Origin of the sequence: Corynebacterium sp. ED61, from assembly GCF_015233855.1 — a bacterium.
Taxonomy (GTDB): domain Bacteria; phylum Actinomycetota; class Actinomycetes; order Mycobacteriales; family Mycobacteriaceae; genus Corynebacterium; species Corynebacterium dentalis.
In genome coordinates, this window is record NZ_JADGIT010000001.1 from 319,233 (window position 1) to 339,954 (window position 20,722).

Below are 20,722 nucleotides of genomic sequence, written 5' to 3' on the forward strand. Positions count from 1 at the left end.
CAATAGTTTTCACTGCGTTCTTTTCGCTGGAGCGCTTCGGGAACTCGCGGCGATGCAAAGGGCATCTGCTAGGTGTTTCACGAACCGTCTGGGAATCCCGCGGGCAGGATTCTGGTGCGCAGCAAACGCGCACGTCGCCAGCGATTTGAACAGCGACTGCTCAAGACTACCCGCTGACCGCCGTATAACCAAAATCTCCCTGGATTGGCTCACGGCGGCGATTTTCCGCGCCATGCCAGCGCGGAACCTCCGTGCGTGGCCGGCCTAGTTGGACCGACGTACCACGCGCCGTCCGCGTCCCCTCTTTTTGTTCGACGCCACCTTCGCCTCCTTCGGCTTCTGGGCAGTGTCCTTGGGCGCAGAGTCCTTCCGGGCAGTATCCCTGCGTGCATCGTCCTTAGGTGCATCCGCCTGCTGCTGGAAGTCCTCCGGACGCGGAGGGATATCCGACCGGGAATTGCCTCGAGTATTGCGCTTGCGACGTGGCGAGGAATCGAACTCCGCCTTTGCCTCCGCAAAACTCTGTCGTGCCTCAGCGGGCTTCCGCTGCTGCTTCCGCTGGTCGCGATCTTGCCGGCCACGATCCTGCTGAGTCTGATCCTGCCGAGCCTGATCGTGCTGAGCTTGCCCCTGCTGACCCTGGTCCTGCTGAACCGCAGGCGCAGCAGAGCGAACTACCCGGCGTACTCGACGCTTCGTGCGCTTGGACTCCGAACGCTGCGCCGCTACACGGTCAGCAGAGCTGGTGGCGCGGTGGGAAGCGGAACGGGAAGAACCGGAACCCTGCTTCGCATCCTGGGCAGACTTACCGCGGCCGGACTCCTTCTTCTTGCCACCCGCAGACTGATCCGAGGAGGTCTGGTGGTCGGCGGGAGCATGGCGTCGGACAACACGACGAACCCGACGGCGCTGCGTGGCCGTGGCACCACTGCCGGAACCACCGCGGCCATTGGCCTTGTTCTCCTCGCGCGGCTGCTTGTGCTCGCGAGACTCCTCCGCGCGCTTGTTCGACTGCTCGGCATCGCGCTTGCCGTGGTTGCGCTCGGACTTGCGCTCAGGCTTGCTCTCGGACTTCTGCTCGGCCTTGTTTGGAGCCCTGCGATCGTCCTTGCGAGTTTCCTTCCGCTCTTCCTTATGCTCCTCACGGCGCTGCTTTTCCCGCTTGGCCTGCTGGCGCTCCTTACGGTGACCATGATCCCGACGCGGATGAGTGTCCTCTTCTTCCTCGTGCTCCACGGGATCTGCGTGCACAATCACGCCACGCCCACCACAGTGCTCGCACACGGTGGAAAACGTCTCCAACAAACCGATACCCAAGCGCTTGCGGGTCATCTGCACCAGACCCAGAGAGGTCACCTCTGAGACCTTGTGACGGGTGCGATCGCGTCCCAAGAACTCGGTCAATCGGCGCAGCACCAGATCCTGGTTTTCCTCCAGCACCATGTCGATGAAGTCCACCACGATCATGCCGCCCAGGTCACGCAGGCGCATCTGCCGCACGATCTCCTCGGCTGCCTCGAGGTTGTTCTGCGTGACCGTCTCTTCCAGGTTGCCGCCAGAGCCGATGAAAGATCCGGTGTTGACATCCACCACCGTCATCGCCTCGGTGTGGTCGATGACCAGGTGACCGCCCGATGGCAGCCACACCTTGCGGCTCAGCGCCTTGGACAGCTGCTCATCCAGCTCCATGCCGGCGAAGATGTCCTGGTCTGCATGCTGCTCTGGGTGCCACTTGACCACTCGGTCCTTGAGATCCGGCGCCATGCGGCTGACGTAATCACGCACGGTGGCCCAGGACTTGTCGCCATCCACGATGAGCTGGGAGAAGTCCGGATTCAAGATGTCCCGGATCACCTTGATCAGCATGTTCGGCTCTTCGTAGAGCGTGACCGGCTGGGAGCCCTTGGAGGAACGCGCCTTGTTCTCTTGCTCCAGCACGTTTTCCCACGCGCTGTGCAGACGGTTGACGTCCTCGCCGATGTTGTCCTCGGAGGCATTTTCCGCAGCCGTGCGGATGATCGCGCCACCCTCGCCCGGGATCACTCGCGAAAGGATCCCCTTCAGGCGCTTGCGCTCTGCCTCTGGCAGCTTGCGGGAAATCCCCGCGGTGGTGCCGCCTGGGAAGTACACGAGGTAACGCCCGGCAAAGCTCACGCGGGCAGTCAGGCGTGCGCCCTTGTGGCCCACGGGATCCTTGATGACCTGCACCATGATCTGATCACCCGGTCGCAGCGCGGAATCGATGCGACGGTTCTTGCTGTGCAAGTGGGGGGAATGCCAGTTCATCTCGCCGGAGTACAGCACCGCATTGCGACCGGTTCCCAAGTCGATGAATGCAGCTTCCATGCTGGCCAGCACATTTTGCACGGTGCCCAGGTAGACGTTGCCCACCATCGAGTGCTGGGTTTCGCTGGTCACAAAGTGCTCCACCAGCATGCCGTCTTCCACCACGCCCACCTGCGTGGTCAGACCCTCGTGGTCGGTGCGCTGAGAATCCCGCACCACCATGACGCGGTCCACGGATTCCCGGCGCGCCAAGAACTCGCTGCGGCTCACCACATGGCGGGATTCCTTGCGGTTCTCCTGCTTCCACCGGCGGCGGGACTCCAGGCGCGTGCTGCCCTTGAAGCGCACTGGCTCATCGACGATGTCTGCCTCGTCGCGTTCTGCGGGGTGCAGGTCGGAAGGGTCGTGGTCGGCATTATCGTCGGCGCTGTCTACCTGCTGATCGTCGGTGCGATCTTCCGCCTGGTCGCCTCGTCGGTTGTTCTTTGCCCGACGCCGGTTCCGATTATTTCCACGCCCCTTCTTCTCTGGGGCGGTTTCGTCCGCATCGGAATTCTGCGCGTCAGACTTCTCCGGCTGGGTGTCTTCCGGCTGGGTGTCTTCCGACTGCGCGCTGTCCGACTCGGTTTGTGCTGAGTCTGACTTCTCCGGCTGAGAACCATCTGCTGCAGTTCCCGCATCCACGCCGACTCGTCGCACCACACGACGAACCCGGCGCACCCGACGCTTGGGCTTCTGCTCGGACTCCGTGGACTCATTGGACTGCACCGATTCGGAGGAATCCGCATCGCCATCGTTGTTAAACAGCGGCGCGATGATCTGATCCACCGTGGCATCCGAAGGATCGTTCTCAGCCTCAGGCTCAGCCTCAGACTTAGCTTCATCAGCACTCTCAGTGTGCGCCTCAGCCACCTGTGGCGCGACCTCCGTCGCTGGCTCTGCCACCGCAACGAACTCGCCGGTAGCTCCCCCATCAGCCAACTGCTCGGCAGATACGGACTCCGGCGCCTGCTCACCCTGTACCGCAGGTTCTTCGACAACCTTGACGTCCGGCTTGGCGGACGTCTTCGTCTCCGCCTTCCTTGCCGTCTTCTTGGTGGACTTCTTAGCGGTCTTCGTCGTCGACTTTCTGGTCGCAGTCTCCTTCGCGGCCTTCTTTACCGTCTTCTTCGCCGCCTTCTTGGCAGTCTTCTTCGCGGCGGTCTTGGGTTCATCCTTTTTATCCGACGCCAAGCTATCCAGCACGGTCTCTATCTGCTGCTTGGTGACGGTCGAGGCAGCGCGCTTGTCACTGATGCCCTGCGAAGTCAGGACGCTAAGCATTTCATTGCTGGATACTCCCAGCATTTTTGCCAACGCGTGGACTCGGGTCTTCTCCCCCAATTCCGTGCGATTAATTTGTGCAGCTTGAGCTGCTAGTTTTTGGGCTTGGTTAGCCACATTTCTCCTTCATGCAGGCGGAAATCGCCTCTGAGGAATGCGTCGCAACCGAAAGCATGCCTCGGGCGACCGCTGCGCAATAAAAAGTACAGTGAGGTCTGGTTAGACATCGGCCGCATCGTCGTTGTGGGTCAATATCCATGTTCCATTCTTGCACACTCGCGGGACAGGCTGCGCATGAAGCCTGTCCGGTGGACCACTAAAGTGAGCTGCATGGAAATCACGGCGCAGCAGTTTATTGACCTCGGCAAGAACAGAAGCATCGGCGTAGGAACGCGGGCTGCTTTTGCTGCGCTCCTCGCCGTGGCCATTGCCGTGACGGTTGCCCAGCCGGGACGAACTGTGGGATTTCTGATTCTGTTGGTCTGTCTTGCCGGGTGCGCAGTGGTGTGGTGGAAGGCGATGCGCCGTCCCGGGGAGCGCTTCAATAACTACGATCCGCTCAAGACGGATGTGGAAGCCCAGCGCACGGCTACCAATTGGAGAGAAGAGATGCGGCTGTTGGGAGTGGTTGTCTCCGGATTCTTCCTCGTCAACATCGGTCGCATCTGGCCAGGTTGGGGCACCGGCCTCATCGTGGGGCTCATTGGATTCGCACTGTTCTACACGCTTCTTGGACGCCAGTTGTCTCGGCCGCAGTATTACACGCTGCCGGAGGATCTCCTGGAGGCTCGCGACGGGTCTGCAGGTGGGGAGCATGGCGTCGAAGAAAAGGGCGCTGCACAAGAAGATGCCGTGCTAGCCCGCGGCCCCGAGGCACTGATCGCCGGAGCCTATGCACTGCTGCTGGTTCCGGGCGGATTTCAAATGCACAACGCGGTAATGGTGAAGATCCTCTCTGAAAAGCTGCGCGCTTCTGAGGCGGATATCAACAACGCTCTGACGCAGGCCAAGAAGTCCGGTGACGTGGTGACCATCCGCGAACTGCGCAGCCGGGATGAAGCACTGGAGTGGGTCACCCTATCCCCCAAGTCCAGCCATCAGTACCAGGAACGGATCAAAAACGGCCAATAGCAGGACACACTCCACTAGCAAAGGCACAAGCAAAAGTCCCCGGTTACACCGATTAAATGGTGCTACCGGGGATTGCTCGTTGGGCGGGCGCAAGGCCCCACCGACAGCGTGAAGGCTTACAGGTTGGGGAACCAGATGCCGATCTCGCGCTCTGCGGACTCTGGGGAGTCAGAGCCGTGAACCACGTTCTCGCCCACGGTCAGAGCGAAGTCGCCGCGGATGGTGCCTGGAGTGGCCTTGGACACTGGGTCCGTGCCGCCGGCCAGCTGACGCCAAGCGTCGATGGCGCGCTCGCCTTCAACGATGCCTGCAACCAGTGGTGCGGAGGTGATGAAGTCCACCAGCTCGCCGAAGAATGGCTTGTCGGAGTGCTCTTCGTAGTGCTTCTCAGCGGTCTCGCGGTCAGCGGTGCGGAGATCCAGCTCCACCAACTTCAGGCCCTTGCGCTCGATGCGGGCGATGATTTCGCCAACGTGGCCGTTCTTGACGCCGTCTGGCTTGATCAGGATGAGTGTACGTTCAGTCATGGTTGCCGATTCTACAGCCCACGCGCTCCCCTCGCGCGTTCGCAGTCCCCCTTTTGCGCGGGCCTAAATGTCTAGGTGCTGGCTCGGCAACAAGCCCCGCTTCATGCGCTCCTGCAGGTTATTTCGCAGGTGGTAGATGTACCACCACACGGCGGCGAACATCAGCGCCACCACCCCCATGGAAATGTGGACGAAAAATCCCGCCACGGCCACTACCTGCAGACCGATATTCAGTACGTCGGCAAACTTGGCCTTCTGCACGAACGCGGCGGCCACCATCAGCAGTCCCAAGCCAGACACATAGATCAGGTTGAGCGTGGTGGCAGCCTCGCCATTGTCCACGCGGGTCACCACGGTCAGCACCAGCAGGATCACGATGGCTTCCATGATGTGAGTACCAGCCATCACACCGCGCACGCCCTTCAGAGGATCGTTCTTCGGCGCATGCCCGGGGCCTAGTGGCCCCATCTTGTCTTGCTGCTTGCTCGCCATGTGTCTGGCACTCCTGTCGGCTGATTCACGCGATACGTGAGGTGTACTCCGATTGGTTACTGTACTGCGCTGCAGTTCCGCCGCGAAAAATTGTCTGCTATACGGAACTAGGCAGGATCCTTGCCGAACAAGGTTCGCGCCTCACCTGCGGTGACCACGGATCCGGTGATGATTACGCCGGAACCAGAGAGCATGCCATCGTCATCTTCCTCCGCCAGTTGGGTGGCCAGCTCCACCGCTCCGGGCAGGTTGTAGGCCACATGGACGCGCTCTTCCCCAAAGGCATCGCGAGCGTATTCCGCCAACACATCCGCATCCAATGCGCGAGGCGAATTCGTTTGGGTCACCACTACTTCGTCCAACACGGGCTCCAGGTTGGTGAGGATGCCACGCGCATCCTTATCGCCCAGCACTCCGACCACGCCGATCAGGCGTCGGAAAGAAAAATCGCGATCCATCGCCGCGGCCAGCGCCTTGGCACCGTGGGGGTTGTGGGAGGCATCGATGAATACGTTCGGCGCAGAGCGCACGCGCTCCAAACGGCCCGGCGATTCCACGGTAGCGAAGCCCTCGCGGACGCGGTCGATGTCCAGCTGGCGCTCACCACCGGCGCCGAAAAAGGCTTCCACGGCGGCCAGCGCCATCGCTGCGTTATCTGCCTGATGAGCTCCCGAAAGGGGCAGGAAAATGTCATCGTAAACACCACCCAAACCTTGGATGGTCAAACGCTGTCCCCCCACGGCCACGCTGGATTCCAACACGGCGAATTCCGCACCGTCACGCGCCACCGCGGAATCCTTCTCCACGGCTTCCTCCAGCAGCACGCTCATCGCGGCCGGATCCTGCTTGCCGATCACCGTGACGTTATCCGGCGGAGTGAGCAAATCTTCGGCGTCCCAGCGGGACTTGATGATGCCTGCCTTCTCCCCCGCGATCAGCTCGATGGTCTCGCCCAGGTAATCCGTATGGTCCAGCCCGATGGGCGTGATCACGGCCACGTCTGCATTGACCACGTTGGTGGCATCCCAACGACCGCCCATCCCGGTTTCCACCACGGCCACGTCCACGGGCGCGTCCGCGAAGGCAGCGTAGGCGATGGCCACGAGCACCTCGAACTTGCTCATCTTCGGGCCACTGTCGGCCTCGCTACGCGCATCGACCATCTCCACGTACGGCTTGATCTCGTTCCAGATCGCCACGTAATCGGCGGGGTGAATGGGCTTGCCATCCACCGCGATACGCTCGGTGACCAGCTGCAAGTGCGGGCTCGTGGTCCGCCCGGTGCGACGGTGGAATGCGCGCAGAAGGGATTCCACCATGCGCACCACGGACGTCTTGCCGTTTGTGCCAGCCACGTGCACAGAAGGGAATGCGCGCTCGGGGTTACCCAGCAGATCCATGAGCAGCTCGATGCGCTCCATCGACGGATCGATCTTCGTCTCTGGCCAGCGCAAATCCAGCTCTGCTTCGGTCTCCGCTAGCGCCCGCATTTCCTCGGCGGTCACGGGGCGGACAATCGCCTCCTCGGAGTCAGCTGCAGAGGTGTGCTCGGCGTTGGCGTCGATCGGCAAGGCCAGTCCGGACTCATCGAGCGTGACTTCGCCGAACTCGGGAAGTTGCTCCAGGGCCGCCTCGATCGTCGCGTCATCGGTGGGCGCGTCCTGAGTTGTGGCTTCGAGATCTGCGTTCTCCGCGCCACGGTTGTCCTTGCTCACTGATGTCTCCGTTTCTCTGTTCTGGCTGGCGAGGTGCGTGCTAAGTAACTGAATGCGACAGCTGGCTCTAGGCCTGCGGCAGTTCGGCCAAGCGGGTAGAGATGCGCTCGTGCTCCTCGTGTGCCACGCGCTGACGCTCCTTGATGCCTTCCACGACCTTCTCTGGCGCCTTGGCCAGGAAGTTCTCGTTGCTCAGCTTCTTGGCTGCGTTGTCCAGCTCCTTCTGCGCCTCGGCTAGGTCCTTCTCCAGTCGCTTGCGCTCGGCAGCCACGTCCACGGTGCCGGAGGTATCCAGTTCCACGGTGATGGTGGCTTGAGACAAGCGCACCTCCAGCGAGGCGGTAGCGGTGAAATCTGCTTCCGGCTGTCCCAAGCGCACCAGCGAACGCACGGCTGGCTCCAGCTCCACCAGATCAGCTGCAGCGAAGTCCACGCTGGCAGGGACCTTCTGCGTGGGCTTGACTCCCTGATCACTACGGAAACGGCGGATTTCCGTGACCAGCTTCTCCACGTCTTCCATACGACGCACAGCGTCCTGGTCCTGCTCTGCTCCACCGTTGGTCAGCGACTGGTCTGGCCACGGGCTGATCGCCAAGGATTCTTCGTAGCCCTCCACGCCTTCAGTGAGCGTCGTCCACAGTGTCTCTGTGACAAACGGCATCGCTGGGTGCAGCAAGCGCAACACGGAATCCAGCACCCGGCCCAGCACCAGCTGGGTATTGATGCCGCGAGCAATCTCCTCCTGGCTGGCAGCATCCCAATCACGTGGGATCTGCACCTTGGCGATTTCCAGGTACCAATCGCAGAACTCGCCCCAGGCAAAGCGGTAGAGGGACTCATTAGCCCAGGAAAACTCGTAGCGATCCAGCGCCATGTCCACGTGCTCGCGCACGGCTTCTAGGCGATCCAGGATCCAGCGGTCCGCGTCAGTCAGCTCGTCACGGGCAGGCAGTTCACCCACCTGAGCGCCGTTCATCAGCGCAAACTTGGTGGCGTTATACAGCTTGGTGGCAAAGTTTCGGGAAGACTGCGCGGAATCATCGCCCACGGGCAGATCGCTGCCCGGGTTGGCGCCACGAGCCAGGGTAAAGCGCAGCGCATCGGCGCCGTAGTCCCGCACCCAATCCATAGGGTCGATGCCGTTGCCCAAAGACTTGGACATCTTGCGGCCCTGCTCATCACGCACCAGTCCGTGCAGGAACACGTCGCGGAACGGCACCTGCGGACGTCCACCGCGCTCTGCAGACGGCACGCCATTAGGGCCGCCCGCCAGCGGGGAACCGTCCAGGGTGTCCGCGAAGGTGGAGAACATCATCATGCGCGCCACCCAGAAGAACAGGATGTCGTAGCCGGTGACCAACACGGATGTCGGATAGAACTTGGCTAGCTCATCAGTAGCATCCGGCCAGCCCATCGTGGAGAACGGCCACAGCGCAGAGCTAAACCAGGTATCCAGAACGTCTTCGTCCTGCCGCCAGCCTTCGCCGGTCGGGGCATCGTCGTCGGGACCACAACACACCACTTCGCCGTCTGGCCCGTACCAAATCGGGATTCGGTGACCCCACCACAGCTGGCGGGAAATGGACCAATCGTGCATGTCATCCACCCAGTCAAACCAACGTGGTTCCTGGGAGGCGGGGTGAATCACGGTATCGCCCTCGCGCACAGCATCGCCGGCCATCTTGGCCAGCTGGTCTACCTTGACGTACCACTGCAGCGACAGGCGCGGCTCGATGGCCTCACCGGAGCGCTCGGAGTGGCCCACGGAGTGAACGTACGGGAACTTTCGGCCTACGATCCGTCCCTGCTCCTCCAAAGCTAGGCGGATCTGCTCGCGCGCCTCGTAGCGTTCCATTCCATCGAACTGTGTCCCCGTGTTGGCGATGTGCCCGGTTTCGTCCATGATCTCCGGCATGGGCAGATCGTGGCGCTTGCCCAGCTCGAAGTCGTTCGGATCGTGCGCCGGGGTGATCTTCACCGCACCGGTTCCGAATTCGGGGTCCACATAATCATCGGCCACCACGATCATGCGGCGGTCATCCAGGAATGGGTGCGGCAGCGTGGTGCCCACCAGATCTGCGTAGCGCTCGTCGTCTGGGTGCACGGCCACGGCCACATCGCCCAGCATGGTTTCCACGCGAGTGGTGGCCACAATCACGTGCGGCTCATCATCGTTGAGGGAACCGTAGCGGATAGAAACGAGCTCGCCCTCGTCATCCGAGTGCACAACCTCGATATCGGAAATCGCGGTCTGCAAGGTCGTAGACCAATTCACCAGGCGGTTCGCGCGGTAGATCAGCCCTTGATCAAACAGAGCCTTGAAGATCTTCTGCACGGCTCGGGACAACCCCTCATCCAAGGTGAAGCGCTCACGGGACCAGTCCACAGAGTCACCGATGGCCCGCATCTGGTTCTGGATGACCCCACCGTAGCGCTCCTTCCACTCCCACACGCGCTCAATGAACTCTTCGCGGGAGTAATCAAAACGGCCCTTGCCTTCGGTCTCCTTCAGGCTGGCTTCTACCTTGGTCTGGGTAGCGATGCCTGCGTGGTCAGCACCAGGCAGCCACAGCACCTCAAAGCCCTGCATGCGCTTGCGGCGCGCCATATGGTCCATCAGGGTGTGGTCTAGGGCATGGCCCATGTGCAGCTGGCCGGTGACGTTCGGCGGTGGCAACACGATGCTAAAAGGTGGCTTCGAGCTGGACGCATCCGCCGTGAAGTATCCCTTGTCTACCCACCCTTGGTAGAGGTCCTTTTCTACCTCTGCCGGGTTCCATGCAGCAGGTAGTTGGGAGGAACGGTCGGCGCCGATGGAACGTCCAGCAGCGCCGGAGGACTGGGGGTTCAGGCTAGATGTGCTCACGAATCACCAGTGTAATAGACCTCCGGACAGCCCCTTCATTCAAGGCGTAACCACGCCCAAGCCCAAGCGCAATGCGCCCACTGCTTCGTCGAGTGCGGCCCGTGCTCCTCTCCATACCCCGGTGGAATTCACGAAGGGGTGCACCAATCCTGGGTGTCGACGCAAACTCACCAGCACTCCCGCGTCTCGCATCCTCCTTGCATACTCCTCCCCCTCATCACGCAAAGGATCGAATCCCGCCACAGCTACATAGGCAGGCGGCAACCCAGATAGGTCCTGCGCCGCGAGCGGGGAAACATACGGGCTATCCCTATCGTCCTCATTGGGTGTGTAGTGCTCGCGGTACCAACGCATGTGCTTGGCCGTGAGGAAGAAATTTTTCGCAAACTCTCGGTGGCTTGCGGTATCCAAGGTGCGCAGATCGGTCACAGGGACAAACAACATTTGTAGCCGAGGTAGCGCTTTGCCCTCGTCGCGCAGCCGCAGACACAGTGCGGCAGCGAGGTTGCCTCCTGCGGAGTCACCTCCCACTGCCACGCGATGACGGTCCACCCCTGGGATCTTTCCGGACAAGGCGGCGCTGGCCACGGCCGTGACGTCGACCAATCCCGCAGGAAACGGTGCCTCCGGCGCCAGGCGATAATCCACGCTGATCACGGCCACCTCGGCTTTTGCGCAGATCCAGCGGCAGGTGGAATCGTGGGAATTCAGCGAGCCGAGCACCCAACCTCCGCCGTGCATGTAGATCAAGGTGGGCATGTCCTCTGACTCCGGTGCGGTGCCGCCTCGCCTAGCCGGCCGGTAATGACGAACTCGTACGCCGTCGACCAGATACTCCGTGACAGAGCCGACCTGCATATACGTCAGCGCGCCCAGGTGTGCCTCGTGGTCAATGATGGTACGACCGAAAGTTGGCTCTAGATCCGCGAAGTCCTCGCCAGACACCACTTTTAGCGCCAGCAAGGAGGCGCGGACATCAGAGTCCAATGTGTCGCCGTCGGTGTTAGTGAGTTGCCCGAACAGGCGCAACACGAAGGGCGGAAGCGATGTCAGCGCGCCCGCAGCACGGGCAGTGATGTGCGTGGCCAGCGGGAACGTCGGTGGTGCCACAGTGGTAGGCGCGTGGGGCGTAGTCATGTTTTATAGCCAAACATAACCGCACGTTTCCGTGGGCGGTAATGGCAATACTCGCCCGAAAGAAGTTAGACCAGTCCTTGGTCCTTGACGGTCTGAAACTCCTCCTGCAGCTCCGCCACAGTCTTTTCAATGCGTTCCCGCTGGAACTCGTTGATGCTCAGTCCCTGGACAATCTCCCACTGGCCGTCAACTAACCGGCACGGGAAGGAGCACACAATGCCCTCCGGCACCCCATAGGACCCATCGGAAGGCAGCGCCACAGAAACCCACTCACCCTCAATGCCATTGAACCAATCGCGCATGTGATCCACCGCGCTGCTTGCCGCGGAGGCAGCTGAAGAACGCCCGCGCACCTCAATGATCTCGGCGCCCCGCTTGGCCACGCGCGGGATGAACTCCTCGGTCAGCCAGGCCTGATCCAACTGGTCCGCCACCGGCTTTCCCTTCAGCGTCAGCTCCGTGACATCGGGGAACTGTGATGCCGAGTGATTGCCCCACACGATCATCCGATCCAGCTCGGCCACGCCCCCACCCAGCTTCTCTGCAACTTGACCCAACGCGCGGTTGTGGTCCAGGCGGGTCATGGCCGTGATCTGTCGCGGAGCAATTCCCTCGGCATGCGCCGCAACGATCGCCGCGTTCGTATTCGCCGGGTTGCCCACCACCAGGACGCGGACATCGGGAGAGGCAACCTCGCCGATCGCTTTGCCCTGCGGGCCAAAAATCCCCCCGTTGGCCGCCAGCAGATCAGAGCGCTCCTCGCCCTTTTGCCGAGGCTTCGCACCCACCAAGAACACGGCGTGAGCGTCACGGAAGCCCTCGTGCAGATCCTCCGTCACGGTGATCTGCCCCAGCAGCGGGAACGCGCTATCGAGCAGTTCCATAGCCACGCCCTGGGCGGCCTTCACGCCCTCGCCCACCTCGATGAGTCGCAGGTTCACGCGGCGCTCGCCAAACACCTCGCCAGTGGCCAGACGCCACAGCAGGGAGTAGCCAATCTGCCCGGCAGCGCCCGTGATAGCCACGTTGACTTCTGCATTGTGCGGCTCCCCGTTGCCCTGGGTCTGGCCTGCGAGGTTGGCGGAGGTGGGTTCTTGAATAGTCATCGTGAACTCCTGCGATGGTGATGGTTTAAGGTTCAACTTCCACGGTAGTCGAACCCGCACCTAGGGGTTACGCTCTCAAGCTTCCCGCTGATTCCCCTCCATTCGTCTCCCCTCCACTCACCTCCCCCTCCGGGTGCCAGCAGGCAGGCCGTGACTAGCATGAGGACGTGTCCTCCCCATCAGATCCTGCGGCTTCATCTCGGCGAGACAGTGGCTCCGTACCGCTGCCTTCGTCGTGGTCGCGCTATGGGTTAACCGCCACGCAGTACCAGGAACTCATGCAACAGGCGCTGTTCGTGTTAGTGCGCACTGGTCCCGCGGTTCCAGAGGCCACCATCGCAGAGCTGGCGGAATCCGCCGGTCACGAGCCATCTCACCAGCTCTTTCAGGACACTGAGTTGCTCTACGACGAGTGCCTGCGCTTTGCCTTATCCCAACTGTGGCCCGCGGCTGACGTGGTCTCCGCCGATTCCGTCTCCTCCGCCGTGCCCGCCGATGCGATCCGCACCCTGTTCCGCGAGTTATTCCGATGCGGACGAAACAATCCGCAGGCGCTGCGTTTCATTGTGTCGGAGAACCTCTTCGATTCCGCGCAGCTGTCCCGCCGTCACGTCCCCTTGGACGATTCCCCAATGATGCTGCAGCTGGATCGAATTCTCATGCGCGGCCACGATGTCGGAGCTTTCCGCGCGGGCATCTCCGCCGAGGATGTATACGTCCTCATGCTGTCCCTGTGCAGTTTCCCCGTCTCCATGGGGTCAACATTTCACAAGCTCTACGGCATGAACGCCACCGATGCCAGCAACACTGCTGGTCTGGAAGCTCTGGCGACTGATGCCGTCCTCGCGTTCCTCACCACCCCCATGCCCACCTCGCAGGGCAGTAGCTACACGCATTCGTCGCTCTCGTTGGCTGTCGGCCCGTCGGTCGCAGCGACGTTGTACTCCCGCGAGCAGTCCCCCGCCCCGTTGTCTCGTGGTGTTGTTTCTTCTTCGTCCGACGCAAACACCGACTACTCAGCTACCGATCTGTATCGGCACGAGTAGCCGGTGTGCTTATCCGCTAGGCGGATTTCTTGTCCCGCTTAGCTACTTCTTCGTGGGTCAGCAGCGTGGGCTCAGCCTTGCCCGCAGCACAGTCTACGGTGATGATGACCTCTCCGGTGTCCTCATCTTCCGGAATGGAGAACATCACTGGCAGCAGAATGGATTCCATGATGGAACGCAATCCGCGGGCTCCAGTTTCGCGAGCCAGCGCCTGCCGAGCGATCTCCTTGAGCGCATCTTCTTCAAAGGTCAGGCGCACGCCGTCCATATCGAAGAGGCGCTCGTACTGACGCACCAGTGAGTTCTTCGGCTCGGTGAGCACGCGCACCAATGCTTCTTCGTCCAAGTGCCCCACGTGAGTGAGCACCGGAAGGCGACCGATGAGCTCTGGTATCAGGCCGAACTTCACCAGATCTTCCGGCTCCACGAACTCGAACGGATTATCGTCCGCCTCAGACTTAGAAGAGATCTCTGCACCGAAGCCCAGACCCTTCTTGCCACGACGTTCCGCGATCACGCCTTCCAGACCGGCAAAAGCGCCCGCCACGATGAACAGAACGTTCTTCGTATCAAACTGAATGAACTCCTGGTTGGGGTGCTTGCGCCCACCCTGCGGTGGAACAGACGCCACAGTGCCTTCCAGAATCTTCAGCAGCGCCTGCTGCACGCCCTCGCCGGACACGTCACGCGTAATCGAGGGGTTCTCAGACTTGCGGGAGATCTTATCCACCTCATCCACGTAGATAATTCCGCGCTGGGCCTTATCCACATCGAAATCCGCCGCCTGCAGCAGCTTCAGCAGAATATTCTCCACGTCTTCACCCACGTATCCCGCTTCGGTGAGAGAGGTGGCGTCGGCGATAGCAAAAGGAACATCCAACATACGAGCCAGCGACTGGGCAAGATACGTCTTACCCGAACCCGTCGGGCCCAACATCAAAATGTTGGACTTGGACAGTTCCACCTCATCATCAGAACGGCGGGCGGTCGCGTTGGACTGCTCCACCTGGATGCGCTTGTAGTGGTTGTACACAGCCACGGCTAGAGTGCGCTTGGCCTCGTCCTGCCCGATGACGTACTTGTCCAAGAACTTGGCGATAGCAGAAGGAGTGGGCAGCTGCTCGGAATTCTCCGAGGACGGAGCCGCGAGCATCTCCTCTTCGATGATTTCATTGCACAGCTCGATGCACTCATCGCAGATGTAGACGCCCGGGCCGGCGATGAGCTTGCGCACTTGCTTTTGGCTCTTCCCACAGAAGGAGCACTTCAGCAGTTCAGCACTTTCTGGCATACGACTTTGCTACTGCTTTCTATCGACGCGCGTAGAAGCGAGTTCCGCGCGCATTGACTGGTTGAAACGACTGCCCCCAAGAATACTCCGGGGTGAGACAAAAAGGTGTTCCCCAGTGCCGTGTCGGACACTGGGGAAACGTACCCGCCGAACAATCGGCAGGCATATGGTGACTGCCGCGGATTACTCCTGAGCGGACAGCTTGCGGTACTCGAATACCTGGTCGATGATGCCGTATTCCTTGGCTTCTTTGGCGGTGAGGATCTTATCGCGGTCCGTATCGATGCGAACCTGCTCCTCGGTGCGGCCGGTGTGGCGAGCCAGCGTCTTTTCCATCAAGGTACGCATGCGCTCGATTTCCTTGGCCTGGATCTCCAAGTCAGAAACCTGGCCCTGTACGCCGCCGGAAGCGGGCTGGTGGATCAGGACGCGGGCATTTGGCAGTGCCGCACGCTTGCCGGGAGTGCCGGCGGCCAACAGCACAGCGGCTGCGGATGCAGCCTGGCCGAGGCAGACAGTCTGCACGTCTGGGCGGACGTACTGCATCGTGTCATAAATGGCCATCAAGCTGGTGAAAGAGCCACCTGGGGAGTTGATGTACATCGTAATATCGCGATCAGGGTCCAGTCCCTCCAGGACCAGAAGCTGCGCCATGATGTCATTCGCAGAAGCATCGTCCACCTGGGTTCCTAGGAAGATGATGCGCTCTTCGAACAGCTTGTTATAAGGGTTGGATTCCTTCGCTCCGTACGTGGAGTGCTCCACGAAGGAAGGAAGGATGTAACGCATATCAGGCATCTTCATTCTTACTTCTCCTTCGCAGAAGTGATGACGTGATCAACAAAGCCGTAGTCCTTGGCCTGCTTGGCCGTGAACCAACGGTCGCGGTCAGAATCCTTGGCGATCTGCTCCACGGACTGGCCAGTGAACTCAGCGATGAGCTCTGCCATTTCCTTCTTCGTGTGAGCAAACTGCTCGGCCTGGATGGCGATGTCCGCTGCAGTGCCGCCCACACCAGCGGATGGCTGGTGCATCATAATGCGGGAGTGTGGCAGAGCGTAGCGCTTGCCCTTGGTACCTGCGGAGAGCAGGAATTGGCCCATGGATGCGGCCAAGCCCATGCCATAGGTAGCGATATCGCACGGTGCGTACTGCATGGTGTCAAAGATGGCCATGCCCGCAGTGACAGATCCGCCCGGAGAGTTGATGTACAAGGAAATGTCCTTGGTGGGATCCTCTGCAGAAAGCAGCAGGATCTGGGCGCACAGCTTGTTGGCGATCTCGTCATCAACCTGGCTACCGAGGAAGATAATGCGCTCCTTCAGCAGACGCTCAAATACCGAATCAGTCATGTTCGGCATTTCCCCGCCGCCGTTAGCCAGCGGAATGGAATGAGTACTCATGGTGCTCCTCATGGAATGGACGTTGATGTATGGGTCTCAAGCCTAGTCATCGCTAGGCCAAGGTTGTGCCTCGGATCGGGGTTGTTCGCTGACAGCGCACGGACTTCCCGCGCCGCTGCTTTTCGGACCTTGAGGCTCCCGATCCCAGGCAACGAAAAACCTCGAATCGTTGTGCCGTAAAGGCGCCGCAGATTCGAGGTGCTTCGAGAATTTAGAGAGTCAGAGACTACTCAGAGTCCTTCTTGGTGGATTTCTTCGTGGTCTTCTTCTCTTCCTTCTTCTCGGTCTTCTTGGCAGCCTTCTTAGCTGGGGTCTTCTTTGCTGCCTTCTTCGCAGGAGCCTTCTTGGCTGATGGCTTGGCATCCTTGTCAGCCTTCTTGCCTTCGTACTTCTTGGACTCGGACTTATCGTCCTTCTTGTCCTCAGCCTTGTCAGCAGATTCCTCAGACTCAGCACCCTCGGCAGCTGCCTCGTCGATGCCGAAGAACTGCTTCGGATCAACGTCGTTGCCGTCCGTATCCTTCACGGAAGTCTTGGCAATGTTGATAGCCAAGGACTTGCCGCGGCGAACGTCGGCAAACAGGCTCGCCAGCTGGCCGGCCTGCTGCAGCTGCATGATGAACTGATTGGGATCCATGCCGTACTGCGCAGCGGTGAAGTTGATGTGATCCATCAACTCGTCCTGAGAAACCTCAGGCTGCTCCTTGTCTGCCAGGGCATCCAAGAACAGCTGGGTGCGCACGGAATCCTCGGCAGCTTCGCGGGAGTCCTCTTCAAACTTTTCGCGGGTGATGTCCTGGGCTGCGAGCATGGCCTCGAAGGTCTTCTCGTCGCCACCGAACTGGCCGATGATCTGCTGGATCTGTCCCTCAACCTGGTCGTTGACAACAGCCTCAGGCAGAGCAACCTCAGTCTGCTCCAGAGCAGCGGCCAGAACCTTGTCGCGGATCTCTCCGGCCTGGGTGTTCTTCATCTGCTCTTCAACCTGAGTCTTCAGGGAGTCGCGCAGCTCGTCCAGGGTGTCGAACTCACTTGCCAGCTGAGCGAAGTCATCGTCCAGCTCAGGCAGCTCGCGCTCCTTGACGGAGCTCACCTTGACGGTGACCTCTGCCTCTTCGTCGGCGTGCTCGCCGGCGACCAACTTGGAGGTGAAGGTGTTCTCTTCGTCGGCCTTCATGCCAACCAGTGCGTCGTCCAAGCCCTCAACGAGGGAGTCGGTTCCGACTTCGTGGGACAGACCCTCGGTAGTGGCCTCTTCCACTGACTCGCCGTCGATGGTGGCGGACAGGTCGATGGAGACGAAGTCGCCCTTCTTGACCTTGCGGTCAACGTTCTTCAGGGTGCCGAAGCGTGCCTGCAGGTTCTCCAGCTCGGCTGCGATCGCGTCGTCGTCGGCCTTCAGCGGCGCAACCTCAACGGAGATCGTGGAGAAATCAGGAACCTCGATCTCTGGGCGTACGTCCACCTCAGCGGTGAAGGTGACCTGCTCGCCGTCCTTCAGCTCTGCGATGTCGATGTCTGGCTGGCCCAGCACCTTGAGGTCGTGCTCTTCCACGGCTTGGCTGTAACGAGAAGGAATCATCTCGTTGAGCACCTGGTCCAGCACCACGCCGCGGCCCAGACGAGCCTCGAGGATCTTGGCTGGGACCTTGCCCTTACGGAAGCCCGGCATATTAACCTGCTGAGCCAGGGCCTTGTACGCCTGATCGAACTCTGGCTTGAGTTCCTCGAAAGGAACCTCGACGGTGAGCTTGGTGCGGGTGGCGCTCAGCTTCTCTACAGAGCTCTTCACGAATGCACACTCCTGTTTTTCTTTGGTTTACAGGCTGGCCGATCTGGGCATGCCTGTGTGGTCGGCTCTCAATTTTATCTGGTCGGCAACATCCACGTCGTTGGGGGTCGCTTTTGCACGTTCTGTTGGCCAAGTAGCAAACCGTTCCCCCGCTCTCGTGCGCACCTTCGTTGGCCATATTTTTCGACGCCAACCTCGTCCCAGCCATACTTCCGTACCAAAACTCACCGGGCTCCCATTATTTCCGCTGGACAATGTGGCGCATGTGACTAGCTGGCGGCAGTTTTGGTACAGAAGTTTGATCTACCCCAAGCGCCCGCGCCCCCAGTGGCCGAGACTCGCCCAGGTCACGCACTCAGCTCGCCCCGGAAACGAGCTTGGCGTCGGAACGATAAGGACGGGAAGAAAAAGAGAATAAGAAAACCGGCCTGCCAGAATATTCTGACAAGCCGGTTGACGTTAATGGTCGGGATGACAGGATTTGAACCTGCGACCCTCCGCTCCCAAAGCGGATGCGCTACCAACCTGCGCCACATCCCGACGAGAGGGAACGACGGGAATCGAACCCGCGTCTTCAGCTTGGAAGGCTGAGGTATTAGCCACTATACGACGTTCCCGTGTCCATCACTAATCGGTGTCACCCCAAGGGGTGACCATGTGAAATGCGGACCGAAGTCCGTGTGATTTCCACGAGAAGTTACTCTACATCATCACCTCCCAAGGGCAATAATCACAGGCCCTTGAAACCTGAAAGCCGAGGTACATTGCGCAAATTGGAACGCGCCAAGTCCACCATCTTGCCCACTCCGCCTTCCAAAACCGTCTCCACTGCGGCTCGAGAAAAGCCCGCAACTTGCTCCAGAGATATCTCCGGCGGGATGCTCAACGCGTTCGGATCGGTAACCACGTCCACCAGAACCGGTCCCGGATGGGCGAAGGCTTCGCGCAAGGTCGACTCGATGTCCTCGGGGCGCTCCACGCGGTAGCCCTTCATACCGGCAGCATTGGCGATGTCCGCGTAGTTAACGTGCTCGTGGTCCGTGCCGAAGTCCGGCAGGCCGGCCACCATCATCTCCAGCTTGACCATGCCCAGCGAGGAATTATTGAACACCACGGCCTTCATCGGCAGGTCGTGCAGCTTCGCTGTCAGCAGCTCACCCAGCAACATGCCAATGCCACCGTCGCCGCACATGGCGATGACCTGCCGGTCCCGATCCGCGAACTGCGCGCCAATGGCCTGCGGGAACGCGTTGGCCATCGTGCCGTGGTGGAAACTCGCGAGCAGCTTCCGCTTGCCGTTGGGATTGATGTAACGCGCGTGCCAGACGTTGCACATGCCGGTATCGGCGGTGAACACGGCATCCTCGTCCGCGACCGTATCGATGATGTCCGCGAGGTATTCGGGGTGGATCGGCGTGTGTTGGTGGTGCTTTTTCGTATAAGCCTCGACGACATGGCTCAGGTTCTTTTCCTGCTCCACCAGCATGTCATCCAGGAAGTCCCGGTTGGGCTTGTCCTCCACCAGCGTCATCAGCGCTTCACACGTGGCTGCCACATCGCCGTGAACCGGAACGTCCACGGACGTGCGGCGCCCGATGTTCTCTCCCTTAATGTCCACTTGCGCCGTGCGGGTCTTCTCCGGCAGGAACTCGGAGTAAGGAAAATCGGTGCCCATCAGGATGAGCAGGTCTGCGTCATGGAACGCCTTGGAGCAGGCGCCGTAGCCCAATAGGCCGGACATGCCCACGTCAAAGGGGTTGTCGTAGTGCAGGTATTCCTTGCCTCCATAGGCGTGCCCCACGGGCGCCTTGATCTTTTCCGCCAGCGCCAGGACTTGCTCACGGGCATTGGCACAGCCAGCTCCGCCGAAGATGGTGATTTTATCCGCTTGGTTGATGGCATCTGCCAACTGTTGGACTTGCTCCTGAGCAGGCACCACAGTGGGACGAGCAGCGGAAATGGTGGACTGTAGCTGTGGAGCATCAACCGCTTGCTCCGAAGACACATCACCGGGGATGACCAGAACGGACACTCCCTTGCCAGCCATCGTGGATTGGATGCCGTGCTGCAGAATCTTGGCGCCCTGCTCCGCAGAATTGGCCATCTCGCAGTAGCCGGAACACTCGGCGAACAGCTGCTCTGGGTGGGTCTCCTGGAAGAAGTGCGAGCCGATGAACTGGCTCGGGATATGGCTGGCGATGGCCAGGACCTTTGCACCGTTTCGGTGCGAATCATAAAGTCCCTGCAGCAGGTGGAGGTTTCCCGGTCCGCAGCTGCCCGCACACACGGCGAGCTTGTCCGTCATCAACGATTCCGCGCCCGCAGCGAATGCCGCCGCTTCTTCATTGCGCACGTGGACCCATTCGATGGAGCTGCGCTTGACCGCATCCACAATCGGGTTGAGGCTATCGCCCACCACTCCGTAGATCCGCTGTACCCCGTTGTTTTCTAGAGTTTCGACCAACTGTTCTGCGTACGTACGTGACACGGTTTCGTGACCTTTCCGAAAAATGTTTTGTGGGAAGTTCGTCACATGCCTTCAGCTGCACCGAGTGGCACGGTCGAGATGGTGCCGCGGAACCCGGGTGCTGCCTTGGTGGGTGTGAA

Annotated in this window: 14 protein-coding genes and 2 tRNA genes; 2 read left to right on the forward strand and 14 right to left on the reverse strand. The window is 60.6% G+C overall.

The features are described from left to right. Positions 1–264 precede the first annotated feature (264 nt). On the reverse strand, positions 265–3,726 hold the full coding sequence (locus tag IM764_RS01425) for a translation initiation factor IF-2 N-terminal domain-containing protein (protein ID WP_234990891.1): 3,462 nt from the start codon (positions 3,724–3,726) through the stop codon (positions 265–267). A gap of 213 nt (positions 3,727–3,939) precedes the next feature. Between IM764_RS01425 and IM764_RS01430 the strand changes: the two genes are divergently transcribed. Further along, complete coding sequence (locus tag IM764_RS01430) at positions 3,940–4,740, forward strand: hypothetical protein (RefSeq protein WP_099299188.1); 801 nt, start codon at positions 3,940–3,942, stop codon at positions 4,738–4,740. A gap of 116 nt (positions 4,741–4,856) precedes the next feature. Here the strand turns inward: IM764_RS01430 and ndk are convergent, their stop codons facing one another. From ndk to IM764_RS01460, 6 genes are all read right to left on the reverse strand, one after another. Next, entirely contained in the window at positions 4,857–5,267 is a 411-nt protein-coding gene (gene ndk, locus IM764_RS01435) for a nucleoside-diphosphate kinase (RefSeq protein ID WP_099299187.1), read from the reverse strand. Between the two features lie 63 nt (positions 5,268–5,330). Beyond that, positions 5,331–5,759 (reverse strand): DUF4233 domain-containing protein, encoded by a 429-nt coding sequence (locus tag IM764_RS01440; protein WP_099299186.1) that lies wholly within the window; start codon positions 5,757–5,759, stop codon positions 5,331–5,333. Positions 5,760–5,866: 107 nt separating this feature from the next. After that, complete coding sequence (locus IM764_RS01445) at positions 5,867–7,396, reverse strand: folylpolyglutamate synthase/dihydrofolate synthase family protein (RefSeq protein WP_306345852.1); 1,530 nt, start codon at positions 7,394–7,396, stop codon at positions 5,867–5,869. Positions 7,397–7,541: 145 nt separating this feature from the next. Next, positions 7,542–10,340 carry a valine--tRNA ligase gene (locus IM764_RS01450; RefSeq protein WP_370551502.1) on the reverse strand — a complete coding sequence of 933 codons (2,799 nt, stop codon included), beginning with the start codon at positions 10,338–10,340 and terminating at the stop codon, positions 7,542–7,544. Positions 10,341–10,379: 39 nt separating this feature from the next. Further along, positions 10,380–11,477 carry an alpha/beta hydrolase gene (locus tag IM764_RS01455; RefSeq protein ID WP_194186624.1) on the reverse strand — a complete coding sequence of 366 codons (1,098 nt, stop codon included), beginning with the start codon at positions 11,475–11,477 and terminating at the stop codon, positions 10,380–10,382. A gap of 65 nt (positions 11,478–11,542) precedes the next feature. Continuing rightward, on the reverse strand, positions 11,543–12,583 hold the full coding sequence (locus tag IM764_RS01460; protein ID WP_194186625.1) for a malate dehydrogenase: 1,041 nt from the start codon (positions 12,581–12,583) through the stop codon (positions 11,543–11,545). Positions 12,584–12,750: 167 nt separating this feature from the next. On the opposite strand from IM764_RS01460, the gene IM764_RS01465 reads away from it, so the two are divergent. After that, a complete protein-coding gene (locus IM764_RS01465) occupies positions 12,751–13,629 on the forward strand; it encodes a hypothetical protein (RefSeq protein ID WP_194186626.1) in 879 nt (292 codons plus the stop codon). A 16-nt stretch (positions 13,630–13,645) separates the two neighbouring features. On the opposite strand, the gene clpX is transcribed toward IM764_RS01465, so the two are convergent. From clpX to IM764_RS01500, 7 genes are all read right to left on the reverse strand, one after another. After that, positions 13,646–14,920: an ATP-dependent Clp protease ATP-binding subunit ClpX gene (gene clpX / locus IM764_RS01470; RefSeq protein WP_194186627.1), complete on the reverse strand. Its 1,275-nt coding sequence runs from the start codon at positions 14,918–14,920 to the stop codon at positions 13,646–13,648. Positions 14,921–15,103: 183 nt separating this feature from the next. Then, complete coding sequence (locus tag IM764_RS01475) at positions 15,104–15,724, reverse strand: ATP-dependent Clp protease proteolytic subunit (RefSeq protein WP_099299180.1); 621 nt, start codon at positions 15,722–15,724, stop codon at positions 15,104–15,106. Positions 15,725–15,726: 2 nt separating this feature from the next. After that, positions 15,727–16,323 (reverse strand): ATP-dependent Clp protease proteolytic subunit, encoded by a 597-nt coding sequence (locus IM764_RS01480; RefSeq protein WP_099299179.1) that lies wholly within the window; start codon positions 16,321–16,323, stop codon positions 15,727–15,729. A 226-nt stretch (positions 16,324–16,549) separates the two neighbouring features. Further along, complete coding sequence (gene tig / locus IM764_RS01485) at positions 16,550–18,115, reverse strand: trigger factor (protein WP_194186628.1); 1,566 nt, start codon at positions 18,113–18,115, stop codon at positions 16,550–16,552. Positions 18,116–18,578: 463 nt separating this feature from the next. After that, positions 18,579–18,655, reverse strand: a tRNA-Pro gene (locus tag IM764_RS01490). 5 nt (positions 18,656–18,660) lie between these two features. Further along, positions 18,661–18,732, reverse strand: a tRNA-Gly gene (locus IM764_RS01495). A gap of 113 nt (positions 18,733–18,845) precedes the next feature. Continuing rightward, positions 18,846–20,603: a pyruvate dehydrogenase gene (locus tag IM764_RS01500; RefSeq protein WP_194186629.1), complete on the reverse strand. Its 1,758-nt coding sequence runs from the start codon at positions 20,601–20,603 to the stop codon at positions 18,846–18,848. Positions 20,604–20,722 lie beyond the last annotated feature (119 nt).

Bases quoted from the DNA above. Each gene is read 5' to 3' on its own strand.
- IM764_RS01430 (WP_099299188.1), top strand. From the start codon at position 3,940: ATGGAAATCACGGCGCAGCAGTTTATTGACCTCGGCAAGAACAGAAGC.
- ndk (WP_099299187.1), bottom strand. From the start codon at position 5,267: ATGACTGAACGTACACTCATCCTGATCAAGCCAGACGGCGTCAAGAAC.
- IM764_RS01440 (WP_099299186.1), bottom strand. From the start codon at position 5,759: ATGGCGAGCAAGCAGCAAGACAAGATGGGGCCACTAGGCCCCGGGCAT.
- IM764_RS01455 (WP_194186624.1), bottom strand. From the start codon at position 11,477: ATGACTACGCCCCACGCGCCTACCACTGTGGCACCACCGACGTTCCCG.
- IM764_RS01460 (WP_194186625.1), bottom strand. From the start codon at position 12,583: ATGACTATTCAAGAACCCACCTCCGCCAACCTCGCAGGCCAGACCCAG.
- clpX (WP_194186627.1), bottom strand. From the start codon at position 14,920: ATGCCAGAAAGTGCTGAACTGCTGAAGTGCTCCTTCTGTGGGAAGAGC.
- IM764_RS01475 (WP_099299180.1), bottom strand. From the start codon at position 15,724: ATGAAGATGCCTGATATGCGTTACATCCTTCCTTCCTTCGTGGAGCAC.
- IM764_RS01480 (WP_099299179.1), bottom strand. From the start codon at position 16,323: ATGAGTACTCATTCCATTCCGCTGGCTAACGGCGGCGGGGAAATGCCG.